Origin of the sequence: Vibrio sp. 10N.286.49.E11 (genome assembly GCF_041469505.1) — a bacterium.
GTDB lineage: Bacteria > Pseudomonadota > Gammaproteobacteria > Enterobacterales > Vibrionaceae > Vibrio > Vibrio crassostreae_C.
The window spans coordinates 119035-135538 of record NZ_JBFRKQ010000058.1; the positions used below are offsets into that span (position 1 = coordinate 119035).

Below are 16504 nucleotides of genomic sequence, written 5' to 3' on the forward strand. Positions count from 1 at the left end.
CAGTAATCACTAGTAGTTTGGCTTAGTCATCGCCGCGCCAGCTTTGTTCGATGCTGCCTGACTGCCTGCACCTTTCGATACAAAACGTTCAGTGCGGAACGGAGCTGCAATCACTTCAATCTCTTTGATCTCTTGAGGACCAGGAGCTTTAGTCATTGGTGAACCGGCTTGCTTCTTAGCAACAGCTGCCTTTGGTGCCGCTTTAGGAGCTTCTGCTTTAACAACAGGTGCTTCTTCAACTTTTGCACTTTCAGCTTTAGGCGCTTCAGCTTCAACAACTGGTGTTGCTTCTGCTTGCACAGCTTCTGCTACAACAGGCGCTTCAACTTTCGTCGCTTCTGCAATCACTGGAGCTTCAACTTTCGCGGTTTCAACAACCACTGGTGCTTCTTCAACGACTGCAGGAGCTTCAACTACAGCAGGAGTCTCAGCTACTTGAGCTTCAACAGCAGCATCTTCACGACGGATGATAACTTTACCCATTGCAAGCTCTGGACATGCGAAGCCGCCAGTCATTGCTACGTTGCTTTGTGGCGCCGTCTCTAGAGCAACATTCTGCTCTTGAACAGATGTTTGAGCTTCAGCTGCTACTTGAACTTCAGCCACTTCAGGCTTTGCCTGCTTGTGGTGAGGTTTTGGAATGAAGCGAGGCATCACTTTACCCATAGCCATCTCTGGAGAAGCTACACCACCTTTACGTAGGCGGAATGGGTTAGGGCGACGATCACGACCGCGACGACGACGTTGACCACTTGCACGTAGGTGACGTGGAGAACGACGGTTACGACGTTGTTTCGGCTCTTCCTGTTCAGTTTGCTCTGCATTCGCTTGAGTTGCTTCTACTTGTTCCGCAACTTTTTGCTCTTGAGCTACTGACTGTTCTTTTGAAACAGATAGTTCTTTAGCAGCAACCTGCTCTTTTGAAGCGTTATCTTCAGCTTGAGCTTGTTGGTCTTTAACACGAACTTGCTTGTTCAGTTTACGACGCTGACGACGCTCTTTAATCTTAGCTGCTTTCGCTTCAGGTTTAGCCTTAGGCGCTTCCGGTTTACCAGCTTGTGCTTCTGCTGCTAGCTGTAGACCTTCTTCTGCTAATTTAGATGGTGCTTGCTCTTCGCGTTGCTTCTGCTCATCACGTGGCTTGTTGCGACGGTCTTGCTTAGGCTTGCGAGGCTGACGAGTTTGCTGTGGAGCTGCTTCTTTTTGCTCTTCAGGCTTCTCATCACGAGCTGGCTTACGGCGGCGTTTGTTGTCACGGTTTTCGTTACGATTGTCACCACGTTCACCACGGTCGTTACGCTGTTCGCCACGCTCACCACGTTGGTTACGACGACGGTTATCGTTACGATCACGGCGTTGACGGTTGCCGTTGTTACGATTGTTTTTAGGTTTTTCTTCTTCTTTCTTCTCTTCTTCTTTTTTCTCTTCTTGAGTTGAAGAGCCAAATAAGAAGCTACCGATAGCTTTGAAGAAACGACCAATTAGGCCTGGTTCTTGAGTCGCTGCTGGTTCAGCTTTCTTCTCTTCTACAGCTTTAGGTGCTGGAGCAGGAGTTGGTGCTGATTGAGCAGGAGCTGCGAAGCCTTTCAGAGCAGGTTCTTCGATCTTCTTAGGACGAATAGTCTGTTCAGCAGGCTCTTTGCTTTCCGCTTCTTTTAGAGCTTCTAGCTTGTTAGGCAGCAAGTAAGATAGTAGATCGAACTCTTCACCTTCACGAACACGGATAACCTCAAAATGCGGCGTTTCCATGTCTGAGTTAGGAACAACAGTGATCTTAACTTCTTGGTTCTTCTCGATGTGGTTTACTGAGCGACGTTTTTCGTTCAGAAGGTAAGAAGCGATTGGAACAGGCACAACAGCAAGTACTTGTGCTGTGTTGTCTTTTAGAGCTTCTTCTTCAATCAAACGTAGAACAGAAAGTGCTAGAGATTCGTTATCACGAACAACACCAGTACCTGTACAACGAGGACAAATGTGGTGGCTTGCTTCTGCTAGTGATGGGCTCAAACGTTGACGAGACATCTCTAGAAGACCAAAGCGAGAAATACGACCAATCTGAACACGTGCGCGATCTAAACGAACGGCATCACGTAGACGGCTTTCTACTTCGCGTTGGTGGCGAACCGGGGTCATATCGATAAAGTCGATCACAACAAGACCACCTAGGTCACGTAGACGTAATTGACGTGCAATTTCATCGGCAGCTTCTAGGTTAGTGTTAAGTGCTGTTTCTTCAATATCGCCGCCCTTTGTTGCACGAGCAGAGTTGATATCGATAGAAGTTAGAGCTTCTGTTGGGTCGATCACGATAGAACCACCAGACGGAAGACGAACTTCACGTTGGAAAGCTGATTCGATCTGGCTTTCAATCTGGTAATGGCTAAATAGTGGCACTTCACCATCGTATTTCTTAACGCGATTCATGAAATCTGGGCGTATTAATTGAATGTGCGCTTGTGCACGTTCAAAAATAGTATTGCTGTCGATTAGAATCTCGCCAATATCACGACGTAGATAGTCACGAATCGCACGAACGATAACGTTACTTTCTTGGTGAATAAGGAAAGGAGCTGCATTTGAATCAGAAGCTTGCTTAATAGCGCCCCAGTGATTCAATAGAACGTTCAAGTCCCACTCTAGCTCTTCTGCACTTTTGCCAACACCTGCTGTACGCACGATTAAGCCCATGCCTTGAGGAAGCTCAAGAGTGCTTAATGCTGCTTTCAGTTGAGTGCGTTCATCACCTTCGATACGACGAGAAATACCGCCAGCACGAGGGTTATTAGGCATAAGAACTAAGTAACTACCAGCCAAAGAGATGAAAGTTGTCAGTGCAGCGCCTTTGCTACCACGTTCTTCTTTCTCAACTTGTACGATTACTTCTTGTCCTTCTCTTAGCACTTCTTTAATGCTAGGACGGCCTTGGTATGTATAACCTTCAGGGAAGTATTCGCGGGCAATTTCTTTAAGAGGGAGGAAACCGTGACGTTCTGCGCCGTAATCAACAAATGCCGCTTCTAGGCTTGGTTCAATACGGGTAATACGTCCTTTGTAGATATTCGCTTTCTTTGACTCGTGACCTGGACTTTCGATATCTAGATCGAACAGTCGCTGGCCATCAACCAAAGCGACACGCAACTCTTCTTTTTGAGTTGCGTTAATTAACATTCTTTTCATTTAGAAATTCTCATTGTCTTTTCTTATTTTCATCATTGGTCTTATCGCTTTATTCGTTTCTCATGGTGCCAGATCCCATGGCTTTATCGGTGCAGCCTCCCGGCTGGAGTAGGGATGCTCTGGGGCACGTCAGTCATCATAGGGAGTTAGCCTATGATCCGCGATGTGGCGGTGAATACTCAACATGAGTGTACGTGAGTAGAGCGATAAGGAACTCAGTTGACCGTGTCTTACGCCGATTGCAGCACTGTCTAATCTGAGTCATCTACTCATTTACTTGCTTATGAATGGTTAGCTGTTTAAATATTAGTCAATCCATTGATAGCAGCTGTGAACTATAGCAGTGGTCGGTAAACACAGCAATCTGCTTTGTCGTAATGCGGTAAAAAAAACAGTTTTTGTTTGGGTTTTGATAGCTCTAACTCACTGTCTATAAATAATTTATCAATTGATATTTTAATTTGCAGGAAGCTTGGTGCTTTTTTGTTCGAAGAATCAAAGAAATATAGAACTTCAATGACCTTTTAGGGATAGATCGGCAGGGATTATAGATAAATAAGTTCAGAATAGGGTTAAGAAAATCTCAATTATCAAAAGTGACAGTGATACAATGGCCCAATGAGCGAAATTAGAACCCAAGTCCAATTTGTCGACATTGACGAAGATATGGCTGGTCAGCGTATTGATAACTTCTTACGCAACCAATTAAAAAACATCCCGAAAAGCATGATTTACCGAATCGTGCGTAAAGGCGAAGTCCGCGTAAACAAAAAACGCATCAAGGCTGAATACAAACTAAAAGCAGGTGATTTAGTTCGTATCCCGCCAGTCACTATTGAAGAGAAAACAGAAGAGAACGTGCCAAGCACGAAACTCAATAAGGTTTCTGAATTAGAACAGTGCATCATCTATGAAGATGATCACATGCTGATTTTGAATAAACCATCAGGTACTGCGGTTCATGGTGGTAGTGGACTTAAGTTCGGCGCAATTGAAGCGTTAAGAGCACTTCGTCCAGATGCGCGTTTTCTTGAACTTGTGCATCGTATTGATAGAGATACGTCAGGTATTCTACTTATCGCGAAGAAACGTTCTGCGCTAAGACACCTTCAAGCACAGTTCCGTGAGAAAACCGTACAGAAGTACTATTTTGCTTTGGTGATGGGTGAGTGGAAGAACAGCTGTAAGGTTGTTAATGCTCCGCTGCTGAAGAACGAAGTGAATAGTATTGTTCGTGTTAATCCAAACGGAAAAGCTTCAGAGACGCGTTTTAAGGTTTTAGAAAAGTTCCAAGACGCAACTTTGGTTCAGGCAAGTCCAATTACGGGTCGTACGCACCAAATTCGAGTACACGCTCAGTATACTGGCCACCCAATTGCTTGGGATGACCGTTACGGTGATCGTCGTTTTGATGCTTACACGGGTAAAGTAGGATTGAATCGTTTGTTCTTACATGCCGCCAACATTAAGTTTACCCACCCAGGTAGCGAAGAGAAGATGGATATCTCGGCTCCAATGGAAAAAAGGCTAGAAAGAGCACTCATTGGTCTACGTAAGCTTTAAGAAGATACGAGATACGAGATACGAGATACGAAAGGGTTAGCTGTTTCTAGCCTTACCTATCTACTAACAAAAAAGGTTGACGAAATTCGTCAACCTTTTTTGTTTTCATCTGTTGTAAAAGATCCCCAACTCGCTCGTTCCTCGCTCTTGAGGATGACGACTTTTTAAAGTCAGGTTCTACATCATGAGCTGATTGGATAATGTAGCTATCTTCGTCCTTCCCTAGACTGACGAAGGAAGGAGTAGGGAATCTCTAACAAAGAGAGGGTATCCGTTATAGTACGCTCATTCCTTGCGCTTCCAACATATCAACCAGATCGATCAGAGGTAGACCGATCAAGGTATTCGGGTCTTTCCCTTCCATCTGTTTAAACAACGCGATGCCTAACCCTTCACACATAAAGCTACCTGCGCAGTAATAAGGCTGCTCTTTCTCAACATAACTCATGATCTGTTGCTTAGTTAAATCGCGGAAATGCACTACAAAGGTGTCGAGACGCGTGTCAGCTTCATTGGTTTCGTTGTTCCAAACCGAAAGCCCAGTATAAAAAGTAATGCTCTTGCCGCTTTGACGAGATAACTGCTCGATCGCTTTTTCTCGAGTGTGAGGCTTACCAATGATCTCTCCATCAATTACGCAAACCTGATCAGAACCAATGACTAAGCTAGGTTGCTCCACAACACAAGACTTAGCTTTGGTCTCAGCAAGGCGCATCACCAACTGTTGTGGTGTCTCTTCTGGAAGCGGCGTTTCATCGCAGTCTGGCTTGGCTGTAATGAAGCTTAACTGTAGTTTTTTGAGGATCTCTTGCCTAAATGGTGATGTAGAGGCTAAAACTAGTTGGTAATTTCTCATTTTAATTTACAATTCAAGGAAGCATTTATCTCAGGATAACGTAACTTGTCCTGCTATTCATAATGCTCTGAATAGGAAAGGCAGGAAAGTACATTTTTTTTGCCATTTCCTTTGACTAAACACGATTTGGAAGATAAGATTCGCGCCCTATGCAAAAGGAAAAAATACCGCGTACAGTTGATCCGGCAAGAACGGCTCAAAAACGACTCGATATGGATGGTATCATCCAGGTCAGTCTTTTGAAGCGTTTAACTGAAGCAACTGAAGGCGTAAAACGTGACGCGCAAGTCTCAATGTCATTTGGGCTTGATGAACAACGATTAGTCGTTATCTCTGGTAAAGCTAACGTCGAAGTCGATTTAGAGTGTCAACGTTGTAATGAGGTTTTCGCACATGAGTGCGATGTCCAATTTACTTATACTCCTGTTTACAGTGAGAAAAGTGAAGAGGAAGCACCGGAAGAGTACGATTTGGTAGATCTGAACGAGTACGGTGAGTTAGACCTGATTCAATTAGTTGAAGACGAGTTCATCCTTGGATTGCCACAAATAGCAATGCACGACGATGCGAAATGTAGCGTTAACTCAAATAACTTGGTGTTTGGTGAACTTCCTGAAGAAATTGAGGAAGACAAAAAGCCGAATCCATTTGATGTTTTAAAAAGCTTAAAGAAGTAATTGCTTCTTTAAGAATTTACATAGGAGTAGGGTCAATGGCCGTACAAAAGAGCAAGAAATCACGTTCAATGCGTGGCATGCGTCGTTCACACGATGCGCTAACTACAGCTGCACTTTCTGTAGACGCAACTTCAGGTGAAACTCACCTACGTCACAACGTGACTGCCGAAGGTTTCTACCGCGGCAAAAAGGTTATCAACAAGTAAGGTTGACCTTTGCAAAATCTAACCGTTGCGCTTGATGCAATGGGCGGGGACTTCGGTCCTCGTGTAACAGTGCCTGCCGCCGTGCAGGCACTGTCGTATTTCCCAGAGCTAAAAGTCATTCTAATAGGTGATCGAAACGCGATCACATCTCAATTATCTTCATTAGGTCGAATGCCTGATTCTCGTTTGAGTATCCAGCATTGTGATCGAGTCATTTCCAATTCTGAAAAACCTTCACTAGCCTTGCGTAACAGTCAGGGTAGCTCCATGCGTGCCGCTATCGATCTGGTTGCCGAATCACAGGCTGATGCTTGTGTGAGTGGTGGCAACACTGGCGCATTGATGGCTTTGTCCCGTTTCCGACTTAAGCTCCTTCCTGGTATTGATAGGCCTGCATTGGTTTCAGCTTTGCCTACTGCCTCCGGAAATCGTACATGGATGCTTGATTTAGGGGCAAATGTGTCTAGTGATGCAGATTCGCTTTTCCAATTTGCTGTAATGGGCAGTGCATTAGCGGAACAACATTTAGGTCGCGCACCACGTGTCGCTATCTTGAATATCGGTGCAGAAGAAATTAAAGGCAATGACCTTGTAAAACGATGCGCTGAAATGTTGTCTAATACTCAGTCTGTGAACTTCATAGGCTATATTGAAGGTAATCAATTACTTCAAGATGCTGCTGATGTCGTCGTATGTGATGGTTTTGTGGGCAATGTCTGCTTAAAAACGTGCGAAGGTACGGCTCAGCTCTTTATTGATAAGCTAAAAACGCGCATGATGGCTTCAACAATAAAGGGTTGGATAGCCAGAATGCTGTTTTCTGAGCTATTTACTGAATTAAAAACCTTGAACCCCGACCAGTATAACGGCGCAAGTTTGTTAGGATTGCGCGGCATTGTCATTAAAAGTCATGGAAGTGCTGATGTGTCTGCAGTCGTCAACGCGATTGGTGAAGCAGTACACGAGGTCAAACGACAAGTCCCCAGCCGCATTAGCGATCGTTTGGAAGCGGTTTTACTCGAGAGGCATTATTAGTCTTCATGTATAGCAAAATTTTAGGTACTGGCAGCTACTTGCCATCTCAGGTGCGTACTAACGCAGACTTAGAGAAAATGGTAGAGACTAGCGATGAGTGGATCGTTGCTAGAACGGGTATTAAAGAGCGTCGTATTTCAGCGGAAAACGAAACCGTTGCTGATATGGCGTTTTACGCTGCTGAAAATGCCATTGAAATGGCAGGTATCGACAAAGAAGAGATTGATTTAATCATCGTTGCGACAACCAGCAGTAGCCACACATTCCCGTCTTCGGCATGTCAGGTACAAGGCAAGCTTGGTATCAAAGGCTGCCCTGCGTTTGATTTGGCTGCAGCGTGTTCTGGTTTTGTCTACGCACTGTCTGTTGCTGATCAACACATCAAGACTGGCATGTGTAAGAACGTTTTGGTAATTGGTGCTGATGCACTGTCAAAAACCTGTGATCCGACTGACCGCTCTACTATCATCCTATTTGGTGATGCAGCAGGCGCGGTGGTTGTAGGCGCAAGCGAAGAGCCAGGTATTTTGTCTACTCATATTTACTCTGATGGTAAATACGGTGAGCTTCTAAGCCTAGAAGTACCAGAGCGCGGCGGTGATGCAGACAAATGGCTGCACATGGCGGGCAACGAAGTATTTAAAGTGGCGGTAACTCAGCTTTCTAAGCTAGTTAAAGACACCTTAGCGGCGAACAATATGGATAAGTCAGAGCTTGATTGGTTAGTTCCACACCAAGCGAACTACCGTATTATCTCGGCAACCGCTAAAAAGCTGACGATGTCGCTTGATCAAGTAGTGATTACTCTTGATAAGCACGGCAACACGTCAGCAGCTACCGTACCAACGGCCCTAGATGAGGCTGTTCGCGACGGGCGAATTAAACGTGGTCAAACGCTTCTACTTGAAGCATTTGGCGGCGGCTTCACTTGGGGTTCTGCGTTAGTTAAATTCTAACCCTAAGCGATAATCAACAAACAAGGCACATAACTTATGTGCCTTATTCAATTTTTTGCTTTGCTTAAAGGAAAATTACAATGAGCAAATTTGCTATCGTATTCCCAGGCCAAGGCTCTCAAGCTATCGGTATGCTTGCTGACCTAGGCGAACAGTATGATGTTGTTAAAAAGACATTTGCTGAAGCTTCAGAAGCACTTGGTTACGATCTATGGGCATTGGTTCAAGATGGTCCTGTAGAAAATCTAAATGAAACTTTTCGCACTCAACCGGCTCTATTAACAGCGTCTGTTGCAATTTGGCGTGTATGGCAAGAGCTTGGCCTAGAGCAACCTGTAAATCTAGCAGGTCACAGCCTAGGTGAATATTCTGCTCTTGTATGTGCCGGCGTTATCGACTTTAAAGAAGCGATCAAGCTGGTTGAACTACGTGGTCAACTGATGCAAGAAGCGGTTCCTGCAGGTGTTGGTGCAATGTACGCAATCATCGGTCTAGACGATGAAGCGATTGCTAAAGCGTGTGAAGAAGCTGCGCAAGACGAAGTTGTGTCTCCAGTTAACTTTAACTCTCCTGGCCAAGTTGTTATCGCGGGTAACAAAGCTGCAGTAGAGCGTGCTGGTGCACTTTGTAAAGAAGCGGGCGCTAAGCGTGCACTTCCGTTACCTGTTTCTGTGCCGTCTCACTGTGCACTGATGAAGCCAGCAGCAGATAAGCTAGCAGTGGCTCTAGAAGCTCTAGAGTTCAACACGCCAGCATTGCCTGTTATCAATAACGTTGATGTTATTGCTGAAACAGACCCTGCAAAAATTAAAGACGCACTTGTTCGTCAGCTATACAGCCCAGTTCGTTGGACTGAAGGTGTACAAGCGATGAATGAGCAAGGCGTTGAGAAGCTACTTGAATTAGGCCCTGGTAAAGTTCTTACTGGTCTAACAAAACGAATCGTAAAAACTATGACAGCTGCTGCAGTTAATGATACTGCATCACTAGAAGCTGCTAAGTAAATAACCACTTAATAGAGAAGTTATGATGAATTTAGAAGGCAAAGTTGCACTAGTTACAGGCGCAAGCCGTGGCATCGGTCGTGCAATCGCTGAACTTTTAGTTGAGCGTGGTGCTAAAGTTATCGGTACTGCGACATCTGAAGGCGGCGCAGCTGCAATCAGCGAGTACCTTGGTGAGAACGGTAAAGGTCTTGCTCTTAATGTAACGGATACTGACTCAATTGCTGCTACACTGAAAACCATCAACGATGAATTCGGTGCGATTGACATTCTAGTTAACAACGCAGGTATCACTCGTGATAACCTACTGATGCGTATGAAAGACGACGAATGGAATGACATCATCGATACTAACCTAACGCCTATCTTCCGCATGTCTAAAGCTGTATTGCGTGGCATGATGAAGAAACGTCAAGGCCGTATCGTAAACGTTGGTTCTGTAGTAGGTACTATGGGTAACGCTGGTCAAGCTAACTACGCAGCTGCAAAAGCAGGCGTAATTGGTTTTACTAAATCAATGGCTCGTGAAGTTGCGTCTCGTGGCGTTACAGTGAACACTGTAGCTCCTGGTTTCATCGAAACTGACATGACTAAAGCGCTAAATGATGACCAACGTGCAGCAACTTTGGCGAATGTACCAGCAGGTCGACTAGGTGACCCTCGCGAAATCGCTGAAGCTGTGGTATTTTTGGCGTCACCTGCGGCAGCTTATATCACAGGTGAAACACTTCACGTCAATGGCGGTATGTACATGGTGTAAATTATGTGCAACATTTGTGCATGATTTAAGTCAAGATCATACGTAATTTCGGTTAAAATCGTGAAAATTGTGGTTTGACCAGAAAAGTTGACCTTGCAACTTTCAATAGATTGAATAAACTACGGAAAACATCGCATAAAGCGAACTCTGTAAAGGAAAAGAAAAAATGAGCAACCTCGAAGAACGCGTAAAGAAAATCATTGTTGAACAGCTAGGTGTAGACGAAGCTGAAGTTAAAAACGAAGCTTCTTTCGTTGATGACCTAGGTGCAGATTCTCTAGACACAGTAGAGCTAGTAATGGCTCTAGAAGAAGAATTCGACACTGAAATCCCAGATGAAGAAGCTGAGAAAATTACTACTGTTCAAGCAGCTATCGATTACGTAACTAGCGCTCAGTAATAATCTCTCCCAGGCGGTCACCTCGACCGCCTGTGTTTTATCTAACTCATCTATCCTCATCTTAAATCACCTCAATCCCCGGAGTGTAAAATCGTGTCCAAGCGTCGTGTAGTTGTCACTGGCATGGGTATGTTGTCACCGGTAGGCAACACTGTAGAATCTTCTTGGAAAGCCCTGCTAGCTGGTCAAAGTGGTATCGTTAATATCGATCATTTTGATGCAACCAATTTCTCAACTCGTTTTGCAGGTCTAGTTAAAGACTTTAACTGCGAAGAGTATATGACTAAAAAAGATGCTCGTAAGATGGACTTGTTCATCCAGTACGGCGTCGCAGCAGGTATTCAAGCTTTAGATGATTCAGCCCTAACTATTACTGAAGAAAATGCTCCACGTGTGGGTGTTGCTATCGGTTCTGGTATTGGTGGTCTTGGTTTGATCGAAGCCGGTCACCAAGCTCTAACTGAAAAAGGCCCTCGTAAGATCAGCCCGTTCTTCGTACCGTCGACGATCGTGAATATGATTGCTGGTCACATGTCTATCATGCGTGGCCTACGCGGTCCAAACATCGCGATTTCTACTGCATGTACGACTGGCCTACATAACATTGGTCACGCGGCTCGTATGATTGCATACGGCGATGCAGACGCAATGCTAGCGGGTGGTGCTGAAAAAGCATCAACTCCACTAGGTATGGGCGGTTTTGGTGCGGCTAAAGCACTTTCTACTCGTAACGATGAGCCTCAAAAAGCTTCTCGTCCATGGGACAAAGGCCGTGATGGCTTCGTTCTTGGCGACGGTGCAGGCATGATGGTTCTTGAAGAGTATGAACATGCGAAAGCTCGTGGCGCTAAGATTTACTGTGAGCTAGTTGGCTTCGGTATGTCGGGTGACGCTTACCACATGACATCTCCAAGTGAAGATGGCTCAGGTGGCGCACTAGCAATGGAAGCGGCTATGCGTGATGCTGGCATTACTGGTGAACAAATCGGTTATGTAAACGCACACGGTACTTCGACTCCTGCAGGTGACGTAGCGGAAGTTAAGGGCATCAAGCGTGCTCTTGGCGAAGCAGGCAGCAAGCAAGTATTGGTTTCTTCTACGAAATCAATGACAGGCCACCTTCTAGGTGCTGCTGGTTCTGCTGAAGCTATCATCACGGCTATGTCTCTGGTTGACCAAATTGTTCCACCAACAATCAACCTAGATGATCCTGAAGAAGGCTTAGATATTGACTTAGTACCTCACACTGCGCGTGAAGTTAGCAACATGGAATATGCTGCATGTAACTCATTCGGTTTCGGTGGTACAAACGGCTGTTTGATCTTCAAAAAGATTTAATCATCTTATTAAAGACGTAAACACTCGTAGATAGTCACAATTAGACTTGTTTTTAAACGGCTTGATGCTTTAGCATTGAGCCGTTTCTTTTTATGGGGAAAAACATGTTTTGGGTTGATGGAGAAAGCCAGCAAACTATCGATATTTTGGATCGCTCGTTTCAGTACGGAGACGGCTGTTTTACGACAATGCTCGTGAGTGATGGTGAGATACAACATCTTCACGATCATCAGCACCGTGTCGACGAGTGCCTTAAAGCACTACGCATTTCTGCTCTTGATTGGGATGTTGTTAGTCTTTGGCTCGATACTGCGCTTCAACACATCCAACATAACGCTCTTCATGGCACAAAGAGCCTTGATGGTTCAAAGAAGCTCCATAACGCCAACAAGCCTCATAATCAAAAAGCAGGGATCAAGCTGCACGTTAGTCGTGGAGCGGGTGGGCGTGGCTACAGTACCAAGAATATCGCCAAGCCGACAATCACCATCAGTACCTTTGATTACCCAAGCCATTATTCAGCGTGGCAAGACTCCGGTGTTGAACTCGGTATCTGCCATCAAGCGCTAGGTTTGAGCCCACTACTGGCTGGCCATAAGCACAATAATCGCCTTGAGCAGATTTTGATGAAAGATGAAATGGATCAAGCTAATGAAGTGGATGGCGTGGTTCTTGATATATCGGGCAATGTGATTGAAACCACCATGGCCAATCTGTTCTGGCGCAAAGGTCAGTCGATATACACACCTCAACTCACTCAAAGTGGTGTCGCGGGGGTTATGCGTAAGCAAGTGTTAACCGCGCTGAATCAGGCTGAACTTTCCGTTACAATTAGTGACTACTGCTTATCTCAACTCATGCAAGCTGATGAGGTTTTCATGACAAACTCCATTTTAGGGGTTGCCCCAGTTACCCGTATTAGTGATACCCAATTTAACATTGGAACCATTACTCGTAGCCTTCAAGGACAACTAAACTCGTGATCAAAAAGTTATTTATTTTTATTATCTTGTGCTTAATTGCAGCCGGTGCTGCTGGTTTTTATGTTTACAACCAAGCGCAAGATAACCTGAAACAAGTTATTCAATTAGAAAAACCACAAGTCGTGACTGTTGCTTCAGGTAGCAGCTTTAACCGCGTTCTAGCCCAGTTGATTAACGAGGGGCTGTTTGAGGCTTCTCCTTACGAAAAATTAATCCGTAAGTTACATCCTGAGCTTGTAGACGTAAAAGCGGGTACTTTCCTGCTTGAACCGGGTTTAACCTTAGAGCAAGCGCTACAGGTGCTTGTAGAAGGGAAAGAACACCAGTTTACTATTACCTTTGTTGAAGGCAGTCGTTTTGACGAATGGCTTGTTCAGCTAAAAGACAACGAATTCATTCAACAGACATTGGATGGCGTTTCTGAAAAAGAGATCGCTGAAAAGTTGGGTATTGAAAACGAAAAGCTAGAAGGTCTCTTCTTAGCAGAAACGTATCACTACACCTACGGCACCACTGATTTAGATTTGTTGAAGCGCGCGCATCGAGACCTAATGAGCGTGGTGAATGAAGAGTGGGAAAATCGAGCGGATAAGCTGCCTCTTAAATCGCCATACGAAGCGTTAATTCTTGCATCTATCATTGAGAAAGAGACCGCTGTTGCGTCAGAACGTGAGCGTGTTTCTTCTGTGTTTGTTAACCGTCTAAACAAGCGTATGCGTTTGCAAACTGACCCAACGGTTATCTATGGCATGGGTGACAGCTACGATGGCAACATCCGTAAGAAAGACTTACGCACGCCAACGCCTTACAACACCTATACAATGAGTGGCTTGCCACCGACACCTATCGCTATGGCAGGCAAAGCGTCTATCAACGCGGCGTTGAATCCAGAGAAGAGCAACTACTTGTATTTCGTTGCGAGTGGAACAGGTGGTCACGTATTTTCAAAGAGTTTGACTGAGCATAACCGTGCAGTGCGAGCTTACTTAAAGCAATTAAGAAAAAACAGATAAAGAAATAATTATGAATCAGTCGAAATTTATCGTGGTTGAAGGCCTTGAAGGCGCTGGCAAAAGCACAGCAATCAATGCCATCGTTGAGACATTAAAAGCATCGGGTGTTGAAGATATTGTTAATACTCGCGAGCCGGGTGGTACTGTCTTAGCTGAAAAGATGCGTTCATTGGTTAAAGAAGAGCACGAAGGCGAGAAGCTTCAAGACATGACTGAATTGCTGTTGATGTATGCAGCACGTGTTCAATTAGTCGAGAACGTCATCAAGCCGGCACTCGCCAATGGTCAATGGGTATTGGGTGATCGTCATGATATGTCTTCACAGGCATACCAAGGTGGTGGTCGCCAGATCGCGCGCACGACTATGGAATCACTGAAAGCAACCACGCTAGGCGGCTTTAAACCCGATCTAACGCTATATTTGGACCTAGACCCTAGAGTAGGGCTAGAGCGTGCTAGAGGCCGTGGTGAGCTTGATAGAATTGAAAAGATGGACATCTCATTTTTCGACCGCACGCGTGAGCGCTATCTAGAAATTGCAGAACAAGATGATTCTGTACTTGTGATTAACGCGCAGCAAGAAATTGAGCAAGTAGCCGCTGATATTAAAGTCGCGCTAACTGCTTGGCTCGACAAACAGTAGGTAGTCATGGCTGAAGTGTATTCTTGGCTCACACCGGTATGGAGTGAGTGGAAAAAAAGTCTCGATGCGGAGCGTTTTCCTAACTCTGTGATTGTTAATGCACCGGAAGGGCTCGGCGTTGATGCTTTGATTAGCCAACTTACCGACGCATTGATGTGCACGAACTATGAAAGCGAGTCGTGCGGGTTTTGCCACAGCTGTGAGTTAATGAAGTCGGGCAGTCATCCTGATTTTCATGTGATCTCACCCGAGAAAGAAGGTAAGTCGATCACGGTTGATCAAGTGCGTGCCAGTAACCGCTGGGCTCAAGAGTCTTCTCAGTTAGGTGGTTTGCGCGTTATTTTGCTTAACCCTGCTGAAGCAATGAACGAATCGGCTTCCAACGCACTATTGAAAACTCTGGAAGAGCCATCAAGCAAGTGCATCTTCATTCTGTCTACTCGTAACAGTAATCGCTTAATGCCGACTATTATTAGCCGTTGTCAGCAATTCAATGTGGTTAGTCCGCAGTTAGAGACAGCATCAGCGTGGTTAGATGGTGAAGTGGGCAAAGCGGTACCGCAGTATATTTTAGCACTCAATGACAACGCGCCTTTAAAAGCAAAAGCGATGTTTGAGCAAGGTGGCGTTGAAGCTTCAACAAAAGCGCTCGATGGCTTTGTGAATGTGATAAAAGGCACTCAACCTGACATGCTAAAGTTCTCTACAGAGCTTAGCAAAGACCCTTTGATTCAACTTGGCTGGCTTTGGCATCTATTGTCAGATGTACAGAAGCTGCATTTTGGTTTGGCGAATCAGGCTTTCACTCCGAGTGCGAAAGCACTGTGTGAGGCGATGTCTTATCAAAGTGCTTATGCAGCATCGAATAAACTGCTGACATTGATTGAGCAGTTAAAGCAACACCCTGGGCTCAATACGGAGCTACTCATAATGAATTGGCTGATAGCCACTTGCGAGGAAACATGTTCGTAGATTCCCACTGTCATTTAGACAAACTGGATTACCAAGATTTACACACCAGCGTAGAAGATGTGGTTAACAAGGCGAAGGCTGCTAATGTAGACCAATTGCTTTCTGTCGGTGTGACACTCGATTCGTTTGAAAATATGCTCGAGATGATCTCGCCGTTTGATAACGTTAAAGCCTCTTGTGGCGTTCACCCTCTCGATGTTGAAAGTGATTTCAGCCTAGAGACAATGCGTGAATACGCGAGCAACCCTAAGGTTGTGGCGATTGGAGAGACAGGTTTAGATTATCACTACCAACCAGAGACGGCAGAACTACAACAGATCAGGTTCAAGCAGCACGTTGAGTTGGCTGTTGAGCTTAATAAACCTTTGATCATCCACACGCGTAACGCGCGTGAAGATACGTTAGCTATTTTACGCGATGGTGGAGCAGAGAAGTGCGGTGGTGTGATTCATTGCTTTACTGAAGATCAAGCGTTCGCCGAAGCGGCAATGGAGTTAGGTTTTTATATCTCGATCTCAGGTATTGTGACCTTTAAACAAGCCACAGAACTTAAAGATGTTGTGAAAAACCTACCCCTAGATAGGTTGCTGATCGAGACGGATTCGCCATACTTGGCTCCGATTCCATATCGAGGTAAACAGAATCAGCCTGCATATGTAGTCGAAGTGGCGGCTTATATCGCGCAGCTGAAAGGGCTGTCAATGAAAGAGGTTGCTGAACAAACAACCAAAAATTACCGAAAACTTTTTTTGCGATAAAAAACTAACTAAACAAATAAAAGGGAGAAAAAGCTCCCTTTTTGTGTTTTTGATCACCAAAAATACGTTTTTTTTTAATGTTTACGAATTATGTTGAACTTGAGAGCGCTAATTATAATATTTGTAATTTTGTTACTAAAAATAACATTCGCTCCTATTTTAT

The 16504-nt window shown here is 44.9% G+C and carries 16 protein-coding genes; 14 read left to right on the forward strand and 2 right to left on the reverse strand.

The window, feature by feature from the left end:
• Positions 1–9: 9 nt before the first annotated feature.
• Complete coding sequence (rne, locus tag AB4167_RS14510; RefSeq protein ID WP_102393049.1) at positions 10–3177, reverse strand: ribonuclease E; 3168 nt, start codon at positions 3175–3177, stop codon at positions 10–12.
• 618 nt (positions 3178–3795) lie between these two features.
• Between rne and rluC the strand changes: the two genes are divergently transcribed.
• Entirely contained in the window at positions 3796–4740 is a 945-nt protein-coding gene (gene rluC, locus AB4167_RS14515) for a 23S rRNA pseudouridine(955/2504/2580) synthase RluC (RefSeq protein WP_372136692.1), read from the forward strand.
• Between the two features lie 274 nt (positions 4741–5014).
• Here rluC and AB4167_RS14520 read toward each other — a convergent pair whose 3' ends face one another.
• Positions 5015–5596: a nucleoside triphosphate pyrophosphatase gene (locus AB4167_RS14520; RefSeq protein ID WP_372136693.1), complete on the reverse strand. Its 582-nt coding sequence runs from the start codon at positions 5594–5596 to the stop codon at positions 5015–5017.
• Between the two features lie 149 nt (positions 5597–5745).
• Between AB4167_RS14520 and yceD the strand changes: the two genes are divergently transcribed.
• From yceD to AB4167_RS14585, 13 genes are all read left to right on the forward strand, one after another.
• Positions 5746–6273, forward strand: coding sequence for a 23S rRNA accumulation protein YceD (gene yceD, locus AB4167_RS14525; protein ID WP_017062153.1), 528 nt, complete (start codon positions 5746–5748; stop codon positions 6271–6273).
• 35 nt (positions 6274–6308) lie between these two features.
• Complete coding sequence (gene rpmF / locus AB4167_RS14530; protein ID WP_004737376.1) at positions 6309–6479, forward strand: 50S ribosomal protein L32; 171 nt, start codon at positions 6309–6311, stop codon at positions 6477–6479.
• Between the two features lie 9 nt (positions 6480–6488).
• Positions 6489–7514 carry a phosphate acyltransferase PlsX gene (plsX, locus tag AB4167_RS14535; RefSeq protein ID WP_017062152.1) on the forward strand — a complete coding sequence of 342 codons (1026 nt, stop codon included), beginning with the start codon at positions 6489–6491 and terminating at the stop codon, positions 7512–7514.
• A 5-nt stretch (positions 7515–7519) separates the two neighbouring features.
• Positions 7520–8470, forward strand: coding sequence for a beta-ketoacyl-ACP synthase III (locus AB4167_RS14540; RefSeq protein ID WP_017054985.1), 951 nt, complete (start codon positions 7520–7522; stop codon positions 8468–8470).
• Positions 8471–8550: 80 nt separating this feature from the next.
• Positions 8551–9474 carry an ACP S-malonyltransferase gene (fabD, locus tag AB4167_RS14545; RefSeq protein WP_017063479.1) on the forward strand — a complete coding sequence of 308 codons (924 nt, stop codon included), beginning with the start codon at positions 8551–8553 and terminating at the stop codon, positions 9472–9474.
• A gap of 25 nt (positions 9475–9499) precedes the next feature.
• Positions 9500–10234 (forward strand): 3-oxoacyl-ACP reductase FabG, encoded by a 735-nt coding sequence (gene fabG, locus AB4167_RS14550; protein ID WP_029235138.1) that lies wholly within the window; start codon positions 9500–9502, stop codon positions 10232–10234.
• Between the two features lie 166 nt (positions 10235–10400).
• Positions 10401–10634 carry an acyl carrier protein gene (gene acpP / locus AB4167_RS14555; RefSeq protein ID WP_004737381.1) on the forward strand — a complete coding sequence of 78 codons (234 nt, stop codon included), beginning with the start codon at positions 10401–10403 and terminating at the stop codon, positions 10632–10634.
• Positions 10635–10727: 93 nt separating this feature from the next.
• Complete coding sequence (fabF, locus tag AB4167_RS14560) at positions 10728–11972, forward strand: beta-ketoacyl-ACP synthase II (RefSeq protein ID WP_010437291.1); 1245 nt, start codon at positions 10728–10730, stop codon at positions 11970–11972.
• 104 nt (positions 11973–12076) lie between these two features.
• Positions 12077–12955, forward strand: coding sequence for an aminodeoxychorismate lyase (gene pabC / locus AB4167_RS14565; protein WP_017062150.1), 879 nt, complete (start codon positions 12077–12079; stop codon positions 12953–12955).
• Positions 12952–13968 (forward strand): endolytic transglycosylase MltG, encoded by a 1017-nt coding sequence (gene mltG, locus AB4167_RS14570; protein ID WP_017062149.1) that lies wholly within the window; start codon positions 12952–12954, stop codon positions 13966–13968. The genes pabC and mltG overlap by 4 nt, the downstream gene beginning before the upstream one ends.
• Before the next feature lie 10 nt (positions 13969–13978).
• The gene (gene tmk / locus AB4167_RS14575) at positions 13979–14611 is read left to right on the forward strand and encodes a dTMP kinase (protein WP_017062148.1); all 633 of its coding nucleotides are present in this window, start codon (positions 13979–13981) and stop codon (positions 14609–14611) included.
• Positions 14612–14617: 6 nt separating this feature from the next.
• Positions 14618–15583, forward strand: a complete 966-nt coding sequence (locus AB4167_RS14580) for a DNA polymerase III subunit delta' (protein ID WP_017062147.1) — start codon at positions 14618–14620, stop codon at positions 15581–15583.
• Positions 15574–16341, forward strand: a complete 768-nt coding sequence (locus tag AB4167_RS14585) for a TatD family hydrolase (protein ID WP_136978354.1) — start codon at positions 15574–15576, stop codon at positions 16339–16341. The genes AB4167_RS14580 and AB4167_RS14585 overlap by 10 nt, the downstream gene beginning before the upstream one ends.
• Positions 16342–16504: the final 163 nt, after the last annotated feature.